This is a genomic window from Streptomyces johnsoniae (assembly GCF_031845565.1).
GTDB lineage: Bacteria > Actinomycetota > Actinomycetes > Streptomycetales > Streptomycetaceae > Streptomyces > Streptomyces johnsoniae.
In genome coordinates this window covers 39,589-57,153 of the sequence record NZ_JAVREV010000022.1, presented here as the reverse complement: position 1 = coordinate 57,153, position 17,565 = coordinate 39,589, and the positions used below count along the sequence as shown (strand labels likewise).

The 17,565-nt window shown below is 72.8% G+C and carries 13 protein-coding genes; 6 read left to right on the top strand and 7 right to left on the bottom strand.

Annotated elements, in window-relative coordinates; all coding sequences use genetic code 11:
* Positions 1-106: 106 nt before the first annotated feature.
* Positions 107-1,261 carry a PP2C family protein-serine/threonine phosphatase gene (locus tag RM779_RS29880; protein ID WP_311620917.1) on the bottom strand — a complete coding sequence of 385 codons (1,155 nt, stop codon included), beginning with the start codon at positions 1,259-1,261 and terminating at the stop codon, positions 107-109.
* Positions 1,262-1,388: 127 nt separating this feature from the next.
* On the opposite strand from RM779_RS29880, the gene RM779_RS29875 reads away from it, so the two are divergent.
* A complete protein-coding gene (locus tag RM779_RS29875) occupies positions 1,389-2,618 on the top strand; it encodes a GNAT family N-acetyltransferase (RefSeq protein ID WP_311620916.1) in 1,230 nt (409 codons plus the stop codon).
* Positions 2,619-2,688: 70 nt separating this feature from the next.
* Here RM779_RS29875 and RM779_RS29870 read toward each other — a convergent pair whose 3' ends face one another.
* Genes RM779_RS29870 through RM779_RS29860 form a run of 3 tightly spaced genes read right to left on the bottom strand, consistent with a single transcriptional unit; the run spans position 2,689 to position 4,620 of the window.
* A complete protein-coding gene (locus RM779_RS29870) occupies positions 2,689-3,516 on the bottom strand; it encodes an Fpg/Nei family DNA glycosylase (RefSeq protein WP_311620915.1) in 828 nt (275 codons plus the stop codon).
* A 7-nt stretch (positions 3,517-3,523) separates the two neighbouring features.
* Positions 3,524-4,000 carry a ribose-5-phosphate isomerase gene (locus RM779_RS29865; protein WP_311620914.1) on the bottom strand — a complete coding sequence of 159 codons (477 nt, stop codon included), beginning with the start codon at positions 3,998-4,000 and terminating at the stop codon, positions 3,524-3,526.
* A 38-nt stretch (positions 4,001-4,038) separates the two neighbouring features.
* A complete protein-coding gene (locus tag RM779_RS29860) occupies positions 4,039-4,620 on the bottom strand; it encodes a biotin transporter BioY (RefSeq protein WP_311620913.1) in 582 nt (193 codons plus the stop codon).
* Positions 4,621-4,842: 222 nt separating this feature from the next.
* Here RM779_RS29860 and RM779_RS29855 point away from each other — a divergent pair, with 222 nt between their 5' ends.
* Positions 4,843-5,484 (top strand): superoxide dismutase, encoded by a 642-nt coding sequence (locus RM779_RS29855; protein WP_311620912.1) that lies wholly within the window; start codon positions 4,843-4,845, stop codon positions 5,482-5,484.
* Between the two features lie 134 nt (positions 5,485-5,618).
* On the opposite strand, the gene RM779_RS29850 is transcribed toward RM779_RS29855, so the two are convergent.
* Positions 5,619-6,248 (bottom strand): mycothiol-dependent nitroreductase Rv2466c family protein, encoded by a 630-nt coding sequence (locus RM779_RS29850; RefSeq protein WP_311620911.1) that lies wholly within the window; start codon positions 6,246-6,248, stop codon positions 5,619-5,621.
* A gap of 163 nt (positions 6,249-6,411) precedes the next feature.
* On the opposite strand from RM779_RS29850, the gene pepN (RM779_RS29845) reads away from it, so the two are divergent.
* The 4 genes from pepN (RM779_RS29845) to pepN (RM779_RS29830) all read left to right on the top strand — a co-directional run bounded on the left by pepN (RM779_RS29845) (position 6,412) and on the right by pepN (RM779_RS29830) (position 16,390).
* On the top strand, positions 6,412-9,015 hold the full coding sequence (gene pepN, locus RM779_RS29845; RefSeq protein WP_311620910.1) for an aminopeptidase N: 2,604 nt from the start codon (positions 6,412-6,414) through the stop codon (positions 9,013-9,015).
* Positions 9,016-9,208: 193 nt separating this feature from the next.
* Positions 9,209-10,195: a hypothetical protein gene (locus RM779_RS29840; protein ID WP_311620909.1), complete on the top strand. Its 987-nt coding sequence runs from the start codon at positions 9,209-9,211 to the stop codon at positions 10,193-10,195.
* Positions 10,196-10,333: 138 nt separating this feature from the next.
* Positions 10,334-13,645 (top strand): S8 family serine peptidase, encoded by a 3,312-nt coding sequence (locus tag RM779_RS29835; RefSeq protein ID WP_311620908.1) that lies wholly within the window; start codon positions 10,334-10,336, stop codon positions 13,643-13,645.
* A gap of 180 nt (positions 13,646-13,825) precedes the next feature.
* Complete coding sequence (pepN, locus tag RM779_RS29830) at positions 13,826-16,390, top strand: aminopeptidase N (protein WP_311620907.1); 2,565 nt, start codon at positions 13,826-13,828, stop codon at positions 16,388-16,390.
* Positions 16,391-16,442: 52 nt separating this feature from the next.
* Here the strand turns inward: pepN (RM779_RS29830) and RM779_RS29825 are convergent, their stop codons facing one another.
* Both RM779_RS29825 and RM779_RS29820 read right to left on the bottom strand, forming a co-directional pair.
* Entirely contained in the window at positions 16,443-16,652 is a 210-nt protein-coding gene (locus tag RM779_RS29825; RefSeq protein WP_311620906.1) for a DUF397 domain-containing protein, read from the bottom strand.
* A 9-nt stretch (positions 16,653-16,661) separates the two neighbouring features.
* Positions 16,662-17,507, bottom strand: a complete 846-nt coding sequence (locus RM779_RS29820) for a helix-turn-helix domain-containing protein (RefSeq protein ID WP_311620987.1) — start codon at positions 17,505-17,507, stop codon at positions 16,662-16,664.
* Positions 17,508-17,565 lie beyond the last annotated feature (58 nt).

The following is a 17,565-nucleotide window of genomic DNA, read 5'->3' as shown; positions in this document are numbered from 1 at the left end:
ATGCGGCGGGTCGTGCGCCGCCGCATCGGCCCAGCTCACGCCGGTCAGCCGCGACGCCGGTCGCGGCCGGGAGCATTCCGCCCCGCCGGGTGATCACTCCCGGGGGTCACTCCCGGCTGATCAGGAGCAGCGCACGGTCGTCGTTGACGTCCTTGGCGACCGACTCGATCAGGTGCCAGGCGGCGCCGCGGAACCCGGTGGTGACGTAGCGGTCGGCCTCCCCGGTGAGGCGGTCGATGCCCTCCGAGAGGTCCCGGTCGGAACGTTCCACCAGGCCGTCGGTGAACAGCATGAGCACGTCGCCGCGGCGCAGCGTTCCCTTGGCGGGGAAGAACTCGGCGCCGTCGTAGACGCCGAGCAGCGCGCCCTCGCCCGCGATCTGCTGCCAGTGGCCGGTCCCCGCGTTCAGCTGGACGCCGGGCAGGTGCCCGGCGGACAGCAGCTCGTAGTCGCCGGTGTCGAGGTCGAGCACGAGGTGCACGGAGGTCGCGAAGCCCTCGTCCCAGCTCTGCCGGAGCAGGTAGCCGTTCGCGGCGGGCAGGAAGGAGTGCGGCGGCAGCGAGCCGAGCAGCCCGCCGAACGCGCCGGAGAGCAGCAGCGAACGGGACGCGGCGTCCATGCCCTTGCCCGAGACGTCGGTGAGCACGACCTCCAGGGTGCGCCCCTCGGGCCCGGTGCGGGCCGCCACGACGAAGTCGCCGGAGAACGACTGGCCGCCTGCCGGGCGCAGCGACATCTCGCGGTGCCAGCCGCGGGGCAGCGCGGGCAGGGCGCTCTGGGCGCGGATGCGCTCCCGCAGGTCGAACAGCATGGTGCCGCCGCGCCGCCAGGGCACGCCGACGCGGCTGCGGAACTGGGCGATGAGCAGCCCGAACAGCGCAACCGAGGCGACGACGAGGATGCTGCCGGGAGTGACCGGGTCGGGCGCGGAGCGGCGGGCGTCGATGAACACGGTCTCCAGCACCAGCGCGGTGGCCGCGACGGCGTAAAGACCGATCAGGCTGGCCGGGCGGAGCAGCAGGCCGCCGGCGACCAGCGGCAGCACCAGCGCCTCGGGCGGGCACCACTCGGGCCAGACCACGGTGGCGCCGCCGAGCAGCGGAACGGTGAGCAGCAGCGCGGCGAACGCGATCCAGTCGGAGCCGTCGCCGCGGAAGTAGTCGACCGCCGCCCGGCGCAGGCCGGTGCGCAGGCGGTGGGCCGCCTTGTGGGCCCGGACCCGCCTGACCGCCCAGGGTGCCTTGTCAGTGCCGCGCGCCATGACCTCGGACCTTATCCACCCGTTCGGCGGTGCGTCGAACCCTTGCCACGGGCCGCGGGCCCTTCGGGCCACCGTCGGTGAAGTTAATGTGTCGCCCGGTGTCGGGCACGTTGATAGAGATGTCCATATGACGAACGAGCTGCGCGTGCTTGCCGACTCCGAATGGACCGCCTGGTGGACCACCCTGGACTGGGCCTTCGGCGGGCTCCCCGAGTCGCAGGAAGAGCAGAAGCTGTGGCGCGACCTCACCGACTTCGGCCGTTCGTACGGCGTGTGGGACGCCGGGCAGCCGGTGGGCACGCTCGGCACGCTGACCATGGCCGTCTCGGTGCCGGGCGGCGCCGTGCTGCCCGTCGCGGGCGTCACGATGGTGAGCGTCGCCGCCACGCACCGGCGGCAGGGCATCCTGCGCACGATGATGCGCCGGGCCCTGGAGACCTACCGGGAGTCGGGTGAGCCGCTGGCGGCGCTGACGGCCTCCGAGCCGGCGATCTACGGGCGCTTCGGCTACGGCGCCGCCAGCCAGCGGCTGTCCGCGGACATCGATATCCACCGTGTGACGCTCGGTCTGCCGCCGGGCGCCGACAACATCACGCTGCGCGTGGTGGACCCGGCCGACGAGGCGGAACGCTGCGAGGCGCTGTACGCGCGGCTCGTTCCCACCAGGCCGGGGATGCTCGCGCGCGGCCCCGGCTGGGAGCGGCTGCCGCTGCTCGACCCGCGCCAGGACCGCGCGGGCGCCTCGGCGCGGCGGTGTGTGCTGGCCGAGCGGGACGGGGAGCTGCTCGGGTACGCGCGGTACGCGCTGAAGCCGGAGTGGGAGCCGGCGGGGCCCAGGGGCACGGTCCTGGTGCGGGACCTGGACGCGGCCGAGCCGGCGGCCTACGGCGCGCTGCTGCGCTACCTGCACGGGATCGACCTGATGAGCACGCTCACGCTGGACAACCGGCCGGTGGACGACCCGTTCCTCCACATGGTGTCCGATGTGCGGCGCGCACGACTTCGCGTCACGGACCGGCTGTACCTGCGCCCGGTGGACCTGGGCGCGGCGCTGGCGGGGCGCACCTATGCCACGGACGTGGATGTGGTGCTGGAGGTGTCCGACGGCTTCTGCCCATGGAACGAGGGGCGTTGGCGGCTGTCCGGCGGCCCGGGGGGCGCGGTGTGCGAACGGACGGCGGACGCCGCGGACCTGGCGCTGCCGGTGGCGGCGCTCGGGGCGGCGTATCTGGGCGGGACCTCGCTGCGCTCGCTCGCCGCGGCGGGCCGCGTCGAGGAGCTGCGCACGGGCGCGCTCGGGGCCGCCGCGACCGCCTTCGGCAGCACCGTCGCCCCGTGGCTCCCCCACGGCTTCTGACCCCATGCGCCCTCCCGCCCGGTGCCGTGGAGGCCGAGGATACGGCGCGGGGGCGGCGGCCGGGAGTCCTTCAGCGGGCGCCGGGCAGATGGGGCTGGCAGCCCTGGCACCAGAAGAGGTTGCGGGCGGCCAGCTCCGCGCTGCGGACCTCGCCGCCGCAGACGTGGCAGTCCGCGCCGGCGCGGCGGTACACGTAGACCTCGCCGCCGTGGTCGTCCCGGCGCGGCGGGCGGCCCATGGCCTCGGGCATGTGCTCGGGGCGGACGGTGTCGATGCGCCCGGTGCGCACGCCCTCCCGCATGAGGGCGACGAGGTCGGCCCAGATGCCGTCCCATTCCTCGCGGTCGAGGTCGCGGCCCGGCCGGTAGGGGCCGATGCCGCGCCGGAACAGCACCTCGGCGCGGTAGATGTTGCCGGGTCCCGCGACGACGCTCTGGTCCATCAGTAGCCCCGCGATGGCGCTGCGGGCCGCTGAGACGCGGCGCCAGGCCCGTTCGGGGTCGGCGTCGGGCCGCAGCGGGTCGGGGCCGAGGCGGTCGGTGACGGCCTGCTTCTCCGGATCGCCGATCAGCGTGCAGGTGTTGGGGCCGCGCAGGTCGGCCCAGCCGCCAGGACCGGCCAGCCGCAGCCGGATCTGGCCGGCCGGCGCGGGCGCGGGCCCGTCGCCGAAGGCGACCTTGCCGTACAGGCCGAGGTGGATGTGGACCCAGCCGAGGCCCGCGAACCCGAGGAACAGGTGCTTGCCGTGCGCCTCCGCCGCGGTCATCGGCTGCCCGTCGAGCAGCGCGGCGGCGTCGGCGAACTTCCCCTGCGGGCTGGCGGCGTGCACGGGACGACTGCCGCGGAACCTGCGGCCGTACTCGGCGGCCAGCCGGTGAACGGTGTGCCCCTCCGGCACCGCGGGCTCAGTCCCGGCCCGGCAGGGGCGGCAGGGTGCCGTCCGCCTCGTAGGCGGTGAGCATGCCGATGCGGCGGCTGTGCCGTTCCTCGCCGGAGTAGGGGGTGGCGAGGAAGACGGCGACGAACGACGTGGCCTCGTCCGTGCTGTGCATGCGGGAGCCGATGCTCAGCACGTTGGCGTCGTTGTGCTGGCGACCGAGGCGTGCGGTCTCCTCGCTCCAGGCGAGGGCGCAGCGCACCCCGGCCACCTTGTTGGCGGCGATGGCCTCGCCGTTGCCCGAGCCGCCGATGACGATGCCCAGGGCGCCCGGTTCTGCGGCGGCGCGCTCGGCGGCGCGCAGGCAGAACGGCGGGTAGTCGTCCTGGGCGTCGAACTGGTGCGGGCCGCAGTCCACCGGGTCGTGACCGTGGCCCTTCAGCCAGTCGGTGAGGTGGGCCTTGAGTTCGTAGCCGGCGTGGTCGGAGCCGAGGTAGACACGCATGGGGAGGAGTCTGGCACGGTCCGCCCGCCGGCCGTCGGTCAGTCCCGGCCCCCGCGCCCGAGGACGTACCAGGCGGCGGGGAGCGCGCCCATGGCGAGCGCGGCCTTGAGGGCGTCGCCCAGCAGGAACGGGACGAGGCCGGCGTCGACGGCCTCGGCCGCGGACATCCCGGTGGCCAGGGCGAGGTAGGGAACGCCGACGGCGTAGGTGAGGGCCGTGCCCGCGGCCATGGTGCCCGCGGTCCGCAGCAGGGTGCGGTCGCCGCCGCGGCGGGCCAGGGCGCCGACGAGGGCGGCGGCGGCCGTCATGCCGAGGACGTAGCCGAAGGACGGCATGCCCCAGCCGGAGGTGCCCTCGGAGAACCAGGGCATGCCCGCCATCCCGGCCAGCGTGTAGAGCAGCAGGGAGGCCAGGGCGCGGCCGGGTCCGAAGGAGGCGCCGATGAGCAGGGCGGCGAACGTCTGCCCGGTGACCGGAACGGGCGATCCCGGCACGGGCACGGCGATCTGGGCGGCGATGCCCGTGAGAACGGCGCCGCCGGTCACGAGGGCCACGTCGCGCAGCCGGGCCCTGGGGACGGTGGAGGCGGGCAGCAGGTCGGCGAGAACGGCGGTGCTCATGGACGGGCTCCTTCGGGGACGAGGCGGTCGGGACGAGGCGGTCGGAACGCGCCGGTCGGGACGCGCCGGTCAAGGGGACGCGCACGACGCTAGCCGAACGGGTGCCGCCGCACGGCGTGAGCTTGATGACACCCGGGCGCGGGAAGCCTGGTGCTGATAGCGTGCTCTTGCAAGTCAGATGCAATAAGAGTTGACAGGCAATTAGTGGAGATGGGCAACGGCATGGCCACGTACACCCTCCCCGACCTCCCGTACGACTACTCCGCCCTGGAGCCGGTCATCAGCGGCGAGATCATCGAGCTGCACCACGACAAGCACCACGCCGGCTACGTCAAGGGTGCGAACGACACGCTGGAGCAGCTCGCCCAGGCGCGGGAGACGGACCAGTGGGGGACGATCAACGGCCTGGAGAAAAACCTGGCGTTCCACCTCTCCGGCCACATCCTGCACTCCATCTACTGGCACAACATGACGGGCGACGGCGGCGGCGAGCCGCTGGAGCGCGACGGGACGGGCGAGCTGGCCGACGCCGTGGCCGAGTCCTTCGGCTCCTTCGCCCGCTTCAAGGCGCAGCTGTCCAAGGCCGCCGCCACCACCCAGGGCTCGGGCTGGGGCGTGCTGGCCTACGAGCCGGTCAGCGGGCGCCTGGTCGTCGAGCAGATCTACGACCACCAGGGGAACGTCGGGCAGGGCTCGGTGCCGATCCTCGTCTTCGACGCCTGGGAGCACGCCTTCTACCTCCAGTACCGCAACCAGAAGGTGGACTTCGTCGAGGCGATGTGGCGCGTGGTGAACTGGCAGGACGTCGCGGCCCGTTACACCGCCGCCAAGCAGCGGGCCAACACGCTGCTGCTCGCCCCCTGAAGCCATCCGGAGTCCCGCACAGGCCCCCCGGCCGCCTGATCGTCTTCTCATCCCCTTCACCGGGCAGGCGGCCGGACAAGGGAACGGCCCCCGCGCGTACATCCCGCGCGGGGGCCGTCGTCGTGCGGCGCGGATCAGTCGAACTGGGGCTCCGCGTCGCGGGTCCGCTTGATCTCGTAGAAGCCTGGCGTGGCGGCCACCAGCAGCGTGCCGTCCCACAGCCGGGCCGCCGCCTCGCCCTTCGGCGCCGGGGTGACGACGGGGCCGAAGAACGCGATCTGCCCGCCGTCGGCACCCGGTACGGCGATCACCGGCGTGCCCACGTCCTGGCCGACCAGGTCGATCCCGGCCTTGTGGGAGGCCCGCAGCTCGGCGTCGTAGGCGTCCGAGTCCGCCGCGTCGGCCAGCTTCTCCGGCAGCCCCGCCGCCACGAGCGCCTCGGCGATCGTCTCGCGGCTCTGCTCACGGCCCTGCGGGTGGAAGCGGTTGCCCAGCTCGGTGTAGAGCCGGCCGAGCACCTCGCTGCCGTGCTCCTGCTCCGCGGCGATGCACACGCGCACCGGCCCCCAGCCGGCGTGCAGCATCTCGCGGTAGCGCTCCGGCAGTTCGTCCATCTTGGGCTCGTTGAGCACGGACAGGCTCATCACGTGCCAGCGGACCTCGACCGGGCGCACCTTCTCGACCTCGAGCATCCACCGGGACGTCATCCACGCCCAGGGGCACAGCGGGTCGAACCAGAAGTCTGCGGGGGTCTTTTCGGGCATAAGGCTCTCCTGTCCGGCGTTCGGCAACTGTGACGATCCTCGCGCCTAACACCCGCGCCGCGCGACACATTCCGCCGTGCGCCTTCCGGGGGCCCGTGACATGCTGGCTCGCGCATGCAATGGGAGTAAACCGGATAGGGAAGCCGGAGATGGGGAGGCGCACGTGCCCGGAGAGAACCTGACCCGTGACGAGGCCCGCGAGCGGGCCCGGCTGCTCACCGTTCACGGGTACGAGGTGGCGCTCGACGTCAGGTCCGCGACCGAGCCCGCACCGGCCGCCGGGCCGCGCACGTTCCGCTCGACCACCACCATCCGCTTCTCCTGCGCCGAGGAGGGCGCCGCCTCCTTCGCCGACCTGCTGGCGCCGCACGTGCACTCCGTGACGCTCAACGGCGAGCCGCTGGTCGTGGACCAGGTCTTCGACGGCACCCGCATCGCGCTCGCGGGGCTCGCCGCGGAGAACGAGCTGGTGGTGGACGCGGCCTGCGCCTACAGCCGCACCGGCGAGGGCCTGCACCACTTCGCGGACCCGGAGGACGGCGAGACCTACCTCTACACCCAGTACGAGCCCGCCGACGCCCGCCGGGTGTTCGCCAACTTCGAACAGCCGGACCTGAAGGCGCCGTTCACCTTCCGCGTCACCGCGCCCGCGGACTGGACGGTGCTCAGCAACGGCGCGGAGGCCGGGCGCGAGCAGCTGTCCCAGCCCGGCCCGGCCGCGGCGACCTGGACGTTCGCCACCACCCGCCCCATCTCCACGTACATCACCGCGGTCGTCGCGGGCCCCTACCACTACGTGCGCGACCACTACACGCGCGAGCTGCCCGACGGCACGGTGCTGGAGATTCCGCTCGGGGCGCTGTGCCGCAAGGGCCTGGCCCGGCACTTCGACGCCGAGGAGATCTTCACGCTCACCAAGCAGGGCCTCGACTTCTTCCACGAGCACTTCGCCTTCCCCTACCCGTTCGGCACCTACGACCAGGCGTTCGTGCCCGAGTACAACATCGGGGCCATGGAGAACCCGGGCCTCGTCACGTTCCGCGAGGAGTACGTCTTCCGCGGCAGGACCACGCGCGCCGCCTACCAGGGCCGGGCCAACACGCTGCTCCACGAGATGGCGCACATGTGGTTCGGCGACCTGGTCACCATGGAGTGGTGGGACGACCTGTGGCTGAAGGAGTCCTTCGCCGACTTCATGGGCGCGTTCTCGCTGGTGGAGGCCACCCGCTTCGACGAGGGCTGGATCGCCTTCGCCAACCGCCGCAAGGCGTGGGCCTACCGGGCCGACCAGTTGCCCTCCACCCACCCGATCACGGCCGACATCCGTGACCTTGAGGATGCCAAGCTCAACTTCGACGGCATCACCTACGCCAAGGGCGCCTCGGTGCTCAAGCAGCTGGTCGCCTACGCCGGCCGGGAGGCGTTCCTCGAAGGCGCGCGCCGCTACTTCAGGCGGCACGCCTACGGCAACACGCGCCTCGACGACCTGCTGGCGGTGCTCGCCGAGACCTCGGGCCGCGACATGCACGCCTGGTCGCGGGCCTGGCTGGAGACCACCGGCGTCAACGCGCTGACCCCGCGGCCCACCTACGGCGCGGACGGGCGCCTCACCGGCCTCACCGTGCTCCAGGAGGCGCCCGCCGCACACCCGACGCTGCGCCCGCACCGCGTCGCCGTCGGGCTCTACGGGGCCGCGGAGCCGGGCGGCCCGATCGAACGGTACGCCCGCGCCGAGGTGGACGTGTCCGGGCCGAGCACGCCCGTTCCCGAGCTGGCGGGGCAGCCGGCGCCCGCGTTCGTGCTCGTCAACGACGACGACCTGACGTACTGCAAGACGCGCTTCGACGAGCGGTCGCTCGACGGGCTGCGGGCGGGCCTCGGGGCCGTCGCCGACCCGCTGGCCCGCGCCCTGTGCTGGTCCGCCCTGTGGAACCTGACCCGGGACGGTCTGCTGCCCGCCAGTGAATTCCTGGCGCTGGTCGAGCAGTTCGGCGGGTACGAGACGCAGGTGGGCGTGCTCCAGATGGTGCACGCCTGGGCGCGCACCGCGCAGCTGCACTACACGGCGCCCGAGCGGCGCGAGACGGCCCGCGCCGAGCTGGCCGCGGCGGCCGTCGGCGAGCTGCGGCGGGCCACGCCCGGCAGCGACCACCAGCTGGCGTGGGCCCGTTTCCTGGCCGTCTGCGCCGCATCGGACGCGGACGCGCAGCTGCTGACCGGGCTGCTGGACGGCACCGCGCGGATCGACGGCCTCGACGTGGACCAGGAGCTGCGCTGGGCGTTCCTCGAACCGCTGGCCGCCGGCGGCTACGCGGGGGAGGACGTCATCGCCGCGGAGCTGGCGCGGGACGACACCGCGTCCGGCCGGCGCCACCAGGTGCGCTGCCTGGCCGCGCGCCCCTCGGCCGAGGTGAAGGCCGCGGCCTGGCGGGACGTCGTGGAGTCCGACCGGCTGTCCAACGCGCTGACCGAGGCGACGATCGCGGGCTTCGCCCGCCCGGGGCGGCCCGACCTGCTCGCGCCTTACGTGTCGCGGTACTTCGCCGCGCTGCTGGGGGTGTGGGAGGAACGGTCCATCGAGACCGCCATCGCCCTGGTGCACGGCCTGTTCCCCGGCCACGGCGACCAGTCCGTGCTGGATGCCACGGACGCCTGGCTGGCCGGCCACCAGGACGCGGCGCCCGCGCTGCGCCGCATGGTCCTTGAGGAACGCGACGACCTGGCGCGGGCGCTGCGCGCGCGGGCCGCGGACGGCCCGCCGCGGTAGCGGCCGACGGCTCCCCGGCCGGGTGCCGCGCCTGGCGCACGCGCCGCGGCAGCCGCACGCGCTGCGCCTGCGGCGCCGGCCGCGCACCCGGCCGAATGCCGAACATCTGTGCATTGGGGCGGAGTTGTCCCTGTTTTCCGACGGCTCTGTAACAGAGGTGGGGAACGTACCCGCGGGCGGGAATCGCCGCAGCATGACCGACAACACGCCCCTCACCCCGCGCCCCCTGCACCGGCTCGCGGACGGGTCGCCCCCGGTGATGACCGCGGCCGAACTGCGTCGGCACGGGGTGCCCCCGGCCGCCGCCCACGAGCGGTGCCGGCCAGGCGGGCCCTGGCAGATGCCGCTGCCCGGCGTCTTCGTGCTGCACAACGGGCCGCTGACCGGGGCGGAAACCCTGCACGCCGTGCTGCGTTACACCGGCGGTCCCCAGGGGCAGGCGGTGATCAGCGGCCTGGCCGCCCTCGACCTGCACGGCTTCACGGGCGCGCCGCCGCCGGCCGCGCTCGACCGCGTGGACGTGCTGGTGCCGCGCGTGCGGCGGCTGCGTTCCGTGGGCTGCGTGCGGATCGTGCGTACCCACCGCCTGCCGGAGCCGGTGCCGCGGCACGGCTTCCCGGTCGCCCCGGTGCCGCGGGCCCTGGTGGACGCGGTGGGCCGGCTGCCGGACGAGGCGACCGTGCACCGGCTGCTGGCCGAGGCCGTTCGCGGCGGCCACTGCGAACCGCACGAGATCCTGCGGGAGTTGGCCAGGGCCAGGCTCCCGGGCCGGCCGCACCTGACGGTGGCGGTCGACGCGCTGGTCGCGGAGGGCCGCGCGCTCGCGGAGCAGCGGCTGCTGACGGTGGTGCACGAGGGCGGGCTGCCCGTGCCGTGCTGGAACGTCGGCCTGTGGCTGCCGGGCGGTCCTTTCCTGTGCAACGTGGACGCCTACTGGCCGGAGCGGGCCGTCGCGGTGGACATCGACGCCCGGGCGCCGCGGCAGCGCGGCGGCTCCCCCGACCGGGCCGAGACCACGCGCCGCCACCAGACGCTGACCGGACTCGGCGTCACCGTCGTCCGCCTCACCCCTCGCGGCCTCGTCGACTCCCCCGGGGCGCAGGCCGACGCGGTGCGCGCCGCGTTGCGCGCCGCCGGGCGGGCGCCGCGGGCGGGCTCTGTCGTGGTTCTGCCACGCTGAGCCGCGCCGGGGCCCGCTGCGGCCCGCGGCGCCAAACCTTGATGACAGGAATGCGACAACTTTTCGGCAACTCCGCCCGGCAAGTGATCATTTCCGTAGGATGGCCGGTCATCCTTCCAGAACCGAACAAGGATGCCCATGTCACTGAGACCCGGTTCCCACCCCACGACTCCCGGCCGACGGCGTGTGCACCGCACGGTGCTCGCCGCCGGCCTCGTTGCCGCCCTCTCCCTCGCCGGGGCCGCCCCCGCCCTGGCCGAGGACGAGGCCGGGCAGCCGATGGCGGACAAGCCGATCGGCGAGAAGTTCGGCACCCAGGACGCCGCCCTGCTCGCCGAGGCCAAGAACGCGGACGAGCCGTTCGTCACCCTGCTGCTCGCCACCGAGCCCGGCGCGACCGAAGAGGTCGCCGACCAGCTCGACGCCGTCCCCGGCGCCTCCGTCGGCTTCACCGAGGACAGCATCGGCTACGTCCGCGCGACCGTGCCCACCGGCCGCGCCGACACCGCGATCGACGAGGCCACCGGCCTGGACGCGGTGCGCGCCATCGACCTGAACGACGAGATACGGGTGCCCGACCCGCTGCCCGCGCCCGGCAGCGGCGCCGAGACGTTCTCGGCCGAACGGTCCTACGACGGGCCCGACGAGGACACCCGCGCGGAGAACCCGTACCAGCCCTCCCACGAGACCGGCGCGGTCGAGTTCGTCGACGACCACCGCAGGTACGACGGCCGCGGCATCACCATCGGCGTGCTCGACACCGGCGTCGACCTCGGCCACCCCGCGCTCCAGGAGACCACCACCGGCGAGCGCAAGATCGTGGACTCGGTGACCGCGACCGACCCGATCATCGACAACGACGCCTCCTGGCGCCCGATGCTCACCGGCGTTGCCGGGCCCTCGTTCACCTACGAGGACCGCGAGTACACCGCGCCCGAGGGCGACTACCTGATCAACGTCTTCCGCGAGAACGTCGCCGTCGGCGAGATCGGCGGGGACGTGAACCGGGACGGTGACACCGAGGACTCCTGGGGCGTGCTCTACGACCCGGCCGCCGGCACCGTCCGGGTGGACCTGAACGACAACGGTGACTTCGCCGACGACGCCGAGATGGCGCCCCACCGCGAGAACCACGACATCGGCCACTTCGGCACCGACGACCCGGAGACGGAGATCGCCGAGTCCCTGCCGTTCGTCGTCGAGATCCGCGAGAACGTCCCCATGGACCCCTACGGCGGGGACTGGATCGGCCAGACCCGGGACTTCGTCAACATAGGCATCGTCTCCGGCCGCCACGGCACCCACGTCGCGGGCATCACCGCGGCCAACGGACTGTTCGGCGGCGACATGAACGGCGCAGCGCCCGGCGCGCAGATCGTGTCCGCGCGCGCCTGCGTCTTCGGCGGTGGCTGCACCTACACCGCGCTGTTCGAGGGCATGATCGACCTCGTCGTCAACCGCGACGTCGACCTCGTCAACGTGTCGATCGGCGGCCTGCCGGCGCTCAACGACGGCAACAACGCCCGCGCCCACCTGTACAACGAGCTGATCGACACCCACGACGTCCAGCTGTTCATCTCCGCGGGGAACGACGGCCCGGGCACCAACACGGTCGGCGACCCGTCCGTCGCCGAGAAGGTCGTCAGCGTCGGCGCGTCCATCTCCCGCGAGACCTGGGCCGCCAACTACGGCTCCGGCGTGCGCACGTCCTACGCGATGCTGCCGTTCTCCTCCGCGGGGCCGCGCGACGACGGCGGCTTCAAGCCCACCGTCACCGGGCCCGGCGCCTCCATCAACACCATCCCCACCTGGCAGCCCGGCAGCCCCGTCGCCGAGGCCGGCTACGACCTGCCGCCGGGCTACGGCATGCTCCAGGGCACGTCGATGTCCTCGCCGCAGGTCGCCGGCGCCGCGGCGCTGCTGCTCTCCGCTGCGGAACAGCGCGGCATCGAGCTGTCGGCCGCCGACCTGCGCACCGCGCTGACCAGCTCGGCCGACCCGATCCGCGGCGTCCAGGCGCACGAGCAGGGCGCAGGGCTCGTCGACACCGAGGGCGCCTGGCGGCTGATCACCCGCGGCGCGACCGCGCACGGCTACACCGTCGAGGCCCCGGTGGACCACGACATGGCCGAGTTCCTGGCGACCCCGGGCGTCGGCACCGGCATCTACGACCGTGAATCCGCCCCGGCCGTCGGCGAGTCGGAGCGCTACGAGGTCACCATCACCCGCACCACCGGGCCCGACCGCCCCGTGCGGCACCGCCTCGACCTGGCGAACAACCACGACCGCACGTTCCGCATCGACGGGCGCTCCACGGTGTGGCTGCCGCTGGACGAGCCGGTGACCGTCACCGTGCAGGCCAGGCCGCGTTCGCTCGGCGCGCACAGCGCGATCCTCGAAGTGGACGACCAGCGCACGCAGGGCACGGACCACCAGATCCTGGCCACCGTCGTCGTGCCGCAGGAGCTGTCCGGGCCCGACTTCTCGGTCACCGAGTCGGACACCGCCCGGCGCAATGACACCACCTCCTACTTCGTCACCGTGCCCGAGGGCACGCGGACCCTGGAGGTCGCGCTGAACGGCCTGGCCGAGGGCAGCCAGACCCGGTGGATCGCCATCACTCCGTGGGGCACCCCGGCCGACGACTCCTCCAGCACGCTCTGCTACCCCAACTACGACAACCCGGACAACACCTGCCGCCCCGACCTGCGTTCCTACGCCGACCCCACGCCGGGCGTGTGGGAGATCGAGGTCGAGTCACGGCGCACCTCGCCGCTGCTGAACAACCCGTACGAGCTGACGGCGACGGCGCTGGGCACCACGTTCAACCCCGAGACCCTCGAACTCGGCCACGTCGACGCGGGCGTCCCCGCCTCGGTCGCCTGGGGCGTCACCAACGACTTCGCGCCGCTGACCGGCACCGCGGAGTCCGGCGAGCTGGGCTCGGCGCTGAACGCCACCCCGACCATCGCGCACGGCGAGTACGTGACGAGCACCGTCGACCTCGGCGAGGACGTCTCCTCGTTCACCGCGACGATCGGCGCGCCCGCCGATCCGGGGGCCGACCTGGACCTGTTCGTGTACCGCGACGGCGAGCTGGTCGGCAGTTCCACCAGCTCCGGCTCCGAGGAGACCATCAGCCTCCCCGAGCCGGCGGCCGGCACGTACACCGTCGAGGTGCACGGCTACTCGGTGCCGCAGGGCAGCACCACCTACACCCACCGGGACGCCTACCTCAGCCCGGCGCTCGGCACGGTCACGGTGGACGAGGAACGCGTGATCGAGCTGGACACCGGCGCGACCACGTCCCTCCCCGCCGAGATCACCGCCACCGCGGCGGCGGCCGACGCGGGCCACGGCCGTCAGATCTTCGGCGAGGTCAGGCTGCTCAACGCGGCCGGCACCCTCACCGGGACGGGTCACCTCGCCATCCACCACGTGACGCCGTAACGACGGCGGCTCCACACCCGCGGGGGCGGGCGGACGGCGGGCGCGCCGTTCGCCCGCCCCCGCGGCGTTCGCCTGCCGCGTTCGCGCTCCGCGATCGCGCTCCGCGTTCGTCTGCCCCGGCACGCCGAGGCGTGGCGTGGAAGGATGCGCAGCACGACGCACGACGAAGGAGATCACCAGGTGCCTGGCACGAATCTGACCCGGCAAGAGGCGCAGGAGCGGGCGCGGCTGCTCGGCGTGGACGGCTACGAGATCACCCTCGATCTCTCCGGCGCCCCGGAGGGGGGTACCTTCCGCTCCGAGACGACCGTGCACTTCACGGCGCGGTCCGCGGGAGCCACCTTCGCCGACCTGATCGCCCCCGCGGTCCACGAGGTGGTGCTCAACGGCACCGCCCTGGACCCGGCCGAGGTGTTCGCCGACTCCCGCATCGCGCTGCCCGCCGTCGTGGCGGGGCACAACGAGCTGCGGGTGGTCGCCGACTGCGCCTACACCAACACCGGCGAGGGACTGCACCGCTCCGTCGACCCGGTCGACCAGCAGGTGTACCTCTACACCCAGTTCGAGGTGCCGGACGCCCGCCGCGTCTTCGCCTGCTTTGAACAACCGGACCTCAAGGGCACGTTCCGCTTCACCGTCACCGCGCCCGAGGGCTGGACGGTCATCTCCAACTCGCCCACCCCCAGGCCGGAGAACGGCGTCTGGCGCTTCGAGCCGACCCCGCGCGTCTCCACCTACATCACGGCGCTGATCGCCGGCCCCTACCACTCGGTGCACAGCAGCTGGGAAGGCGAGGGCCGGACCGTTCCGCTGGGCATCTACTGCCGGCCCTCGCTGGCCGAGCACCTCGACGCGGAGGCGCTGTTCGAGGTCACGCGGCAGGGCTTCGACTGGTTCGAGGAGAAGTTCGACCACCCGTACCCGTTCGCCAAGTACGACCAGCTGTTCGTCCCCGAGTTCAACGCGGGCGCCATGGAGAACGCCGGCGCGGTCACCATCCGCGACCAGTACGTCTTCCGTTCCAAGGTGACGGACGCGGCCTACGAGATGCGGGCCGAGACCATCCTGCACGAGCTGGCCCACATGTGGTTCGGCGACCTGGTCACCATGGAGTGGTGGAACGACCTGTGGCTGAACGAGTCGTTCGCCACCTACACCTCGATCGCCTGCCAGGCCCACGCGCCCGGCAGCCGGTGGCCGCACGCCTGGACCTCGTTCGCCAACCAGATGAAGACCTGGGCCTACCGGCAGGACCAGCTGCCATCCACCCACCCGATCATGGCCGAGATCCGCGACCTTGACGACGTCCTGGTCAACTTCGACGGCATCACCTACGCCAAGGGCGCTTCCGTCCTCAAGCAGCTCGTCGCGTACGTCGGGCAGGACGCGTTCTTCCGCGGCGTCCAGACCTACTTCAAGCGCCACGCCTGGGGCAACACCCGGCTGACCGACCTGCTGACGGCGCTGGAGGAGACCAGCGGACGCGACCTGAAGACGTGGTCACAAGCCTGGCTTGAGACCGCGGGCATCAATGTGCTGCGCCCCGACCTCACCGTCGACGCGGCGGGCACCATCACCGCGTTCGCCGTCCGCCAGGAGGCGCCGCCGCTGCCGGCGGGCGCCACCGGTGAGGCCGTGCTGCGCCCGCACCGCATCGCCATCGGCCTGTACGAGCTGCGCGACGGCGCCCTGGTGCGCACCGACCGGATCGAGCTGGACGTCGAAGGCGAGCTGACGCAGGTACCGGAACTGACCGGCCGCCCGCGCCCCGACGTTCTCCTGCTCAACGACGACGACCTGTCGTACGCGAAGGTGCGGCTCGACCCCGACTCGATGGCGACGGTCACCGCGCACCTGGGCGACTTCACCGAATCGCTGCCGCGCGCCCTGTGCTGGGCGTCCGCCTGGGACATGACGCGCGACGGCGAGATGGCCGCCCGCGACTACCTGGCGCTGGTGCTGGCCGGGATCGGCAAGGAGACCGACATCGGCGTGGTGCAGACCCTGCACCGGCAGGTCAAGCTGGCCCTCGACCTGTACGCGGCGCCCGACTGGCGCGAGACCGGCCTGGCCACCTGGTCCGAGGCAACCCTGGAACGGCTGCGCGGCGCCGCGCCCGGCAGCGACCACCAGCTCGCCTGGGCACGGGCCTTCGCCGCCACCGCGCGCACCGACGCGCAACTCGGCGTGCTCGCCGGGCTGCTGGACGGCACCGAGTCGTTCGAGGGCCTGGCCGTCGACACCGACCTGCGCTGGGCCCTGGTGCAGCGGCTCGCGGCCACCGGGCGCGCGGACGAGGCCGCCATCGCCGCCGAGCTGGCCCGCGACGCCACCTCGGCCGGCGAACGGCACGCCGCGGCGGCCCGCGCGGCACGCCCCACCCCCGAGGCGAAGGCCGAGGCGTGGGCGTCGGTAGTGGAGGGCGACAAGCTGCCGAACGCACTCCAGGAGGCGGTCATCGTCGGCTTCGTGCAGATCGACCAGCGCGAGCTGCTCGCGCCGTACACGGAGAAGTACTTCGCGGCGCTGAAAGACGTGTGGGACAGCCGCAGCCACGAGATGGCGCAGCAGATCGCGGTCGGGCTCTACCCGTTGATCCAGGTCTCGCGGGAGACCCTGGAGGTCACGGACGCCTGGCTGGTGACGGCCGACCCCTCGGCCGCACTGCGCCGCCTGGTCACCGAATCCCGCGCAGGCGTCGAACGAGCCCTGACCGCCCAGGCCGCGGACGCAGCCTCGGCCTGAGCCTTCTCCCGCCGTCCCCGGCGGCCCACACGGGCCGTCGGGGGGCGGCCGGTCAAGCAAGCAGGTGTGGCCCCTTGACGGCGTCAACGAAGGACGACCAGGCGTCCGGTTCGAAGACGAACGCCCCGCGCCTTCGATCCTTGCTGTCGCCCACCGCGACGAACGCTCCTCCGACGGCCTGAACCTCGACGCACTGGCCCCCGTTGTCTGCGCTGTAGGACGACCTGCGCCACTGGTCTTCGGGCAGATGGTGCCGAATCATGGGGGAGCCTCACACTTGACGTTCCAGATCCCGCGCCAGCCGCGAGATCAGTGACATGGATTGCCGTGACGATAGGGCCGATGCTCTTACCTGGTCAAAGGCTCGCCGGTACCTCTCGACACTGGAATCGTCCTCCAGGTAGAGAGCTCCGTCCAGGTAGTCAACGGTCACGACGTCCAAGTGCAGGGGGTCGGGGTACGAGTAGACGCTGAACCCGCCGTCCAGGCCGGCGTGCCAGCCCTGTCCGAACGGGACGACCTGGATCGACAGCTCTGGTGGTGCGCTCACGTCACAGAGCCTCCGCAACTGGCCGGCGAGCGCCGCCGGGCCGCCGATCTGACGGTGGAGAACGGCTTCATCGACCACACAGACCAGCTGCGGCGCCTCCTCACGAGTCAGGATGGCCTGCCGGGCCATCCGCATCGACACCCACTTGCCGATCTCGCCGTCCGACGCGGACCGTTCCGCGCTGCGGATCACCGCCTCGGCGTACTCCTCGGTCTGGAGCAGGCCGGGGACCAGCAACGGCTGGAAGGCCAGGATGCGCACGGCGTCGTCCTCCAGGTCCAGCCGCTCCTCGAAGTCGGGATCGAGATCCTGGCTGTACTGGTGCCACCAGCCCTTTCTACGGGTCTGCTTCAGCATGGTGCTCAGCGCCGCCACCGTGCTCTGGTCGGTGACGCCGTACAACTCCAGAAGGGCCTCCAGCTCCAGGCGCCGGATGGACATGCGCCCGTTCTCGATCCGGCTGATCTTGGGCTTGTCACCGTCGATCCGTTGGGCCGCCGCGTCCATCTTGATCCCGGCCGCCTCCCGAAGGCGTCGAAGTTTGGCGCCAAGTCGCCGTAGACGCACGGTCGGTCGAGCTTGTGCAGACACGTAACCCACTCCTCAGCCACCCATCTGATCCACG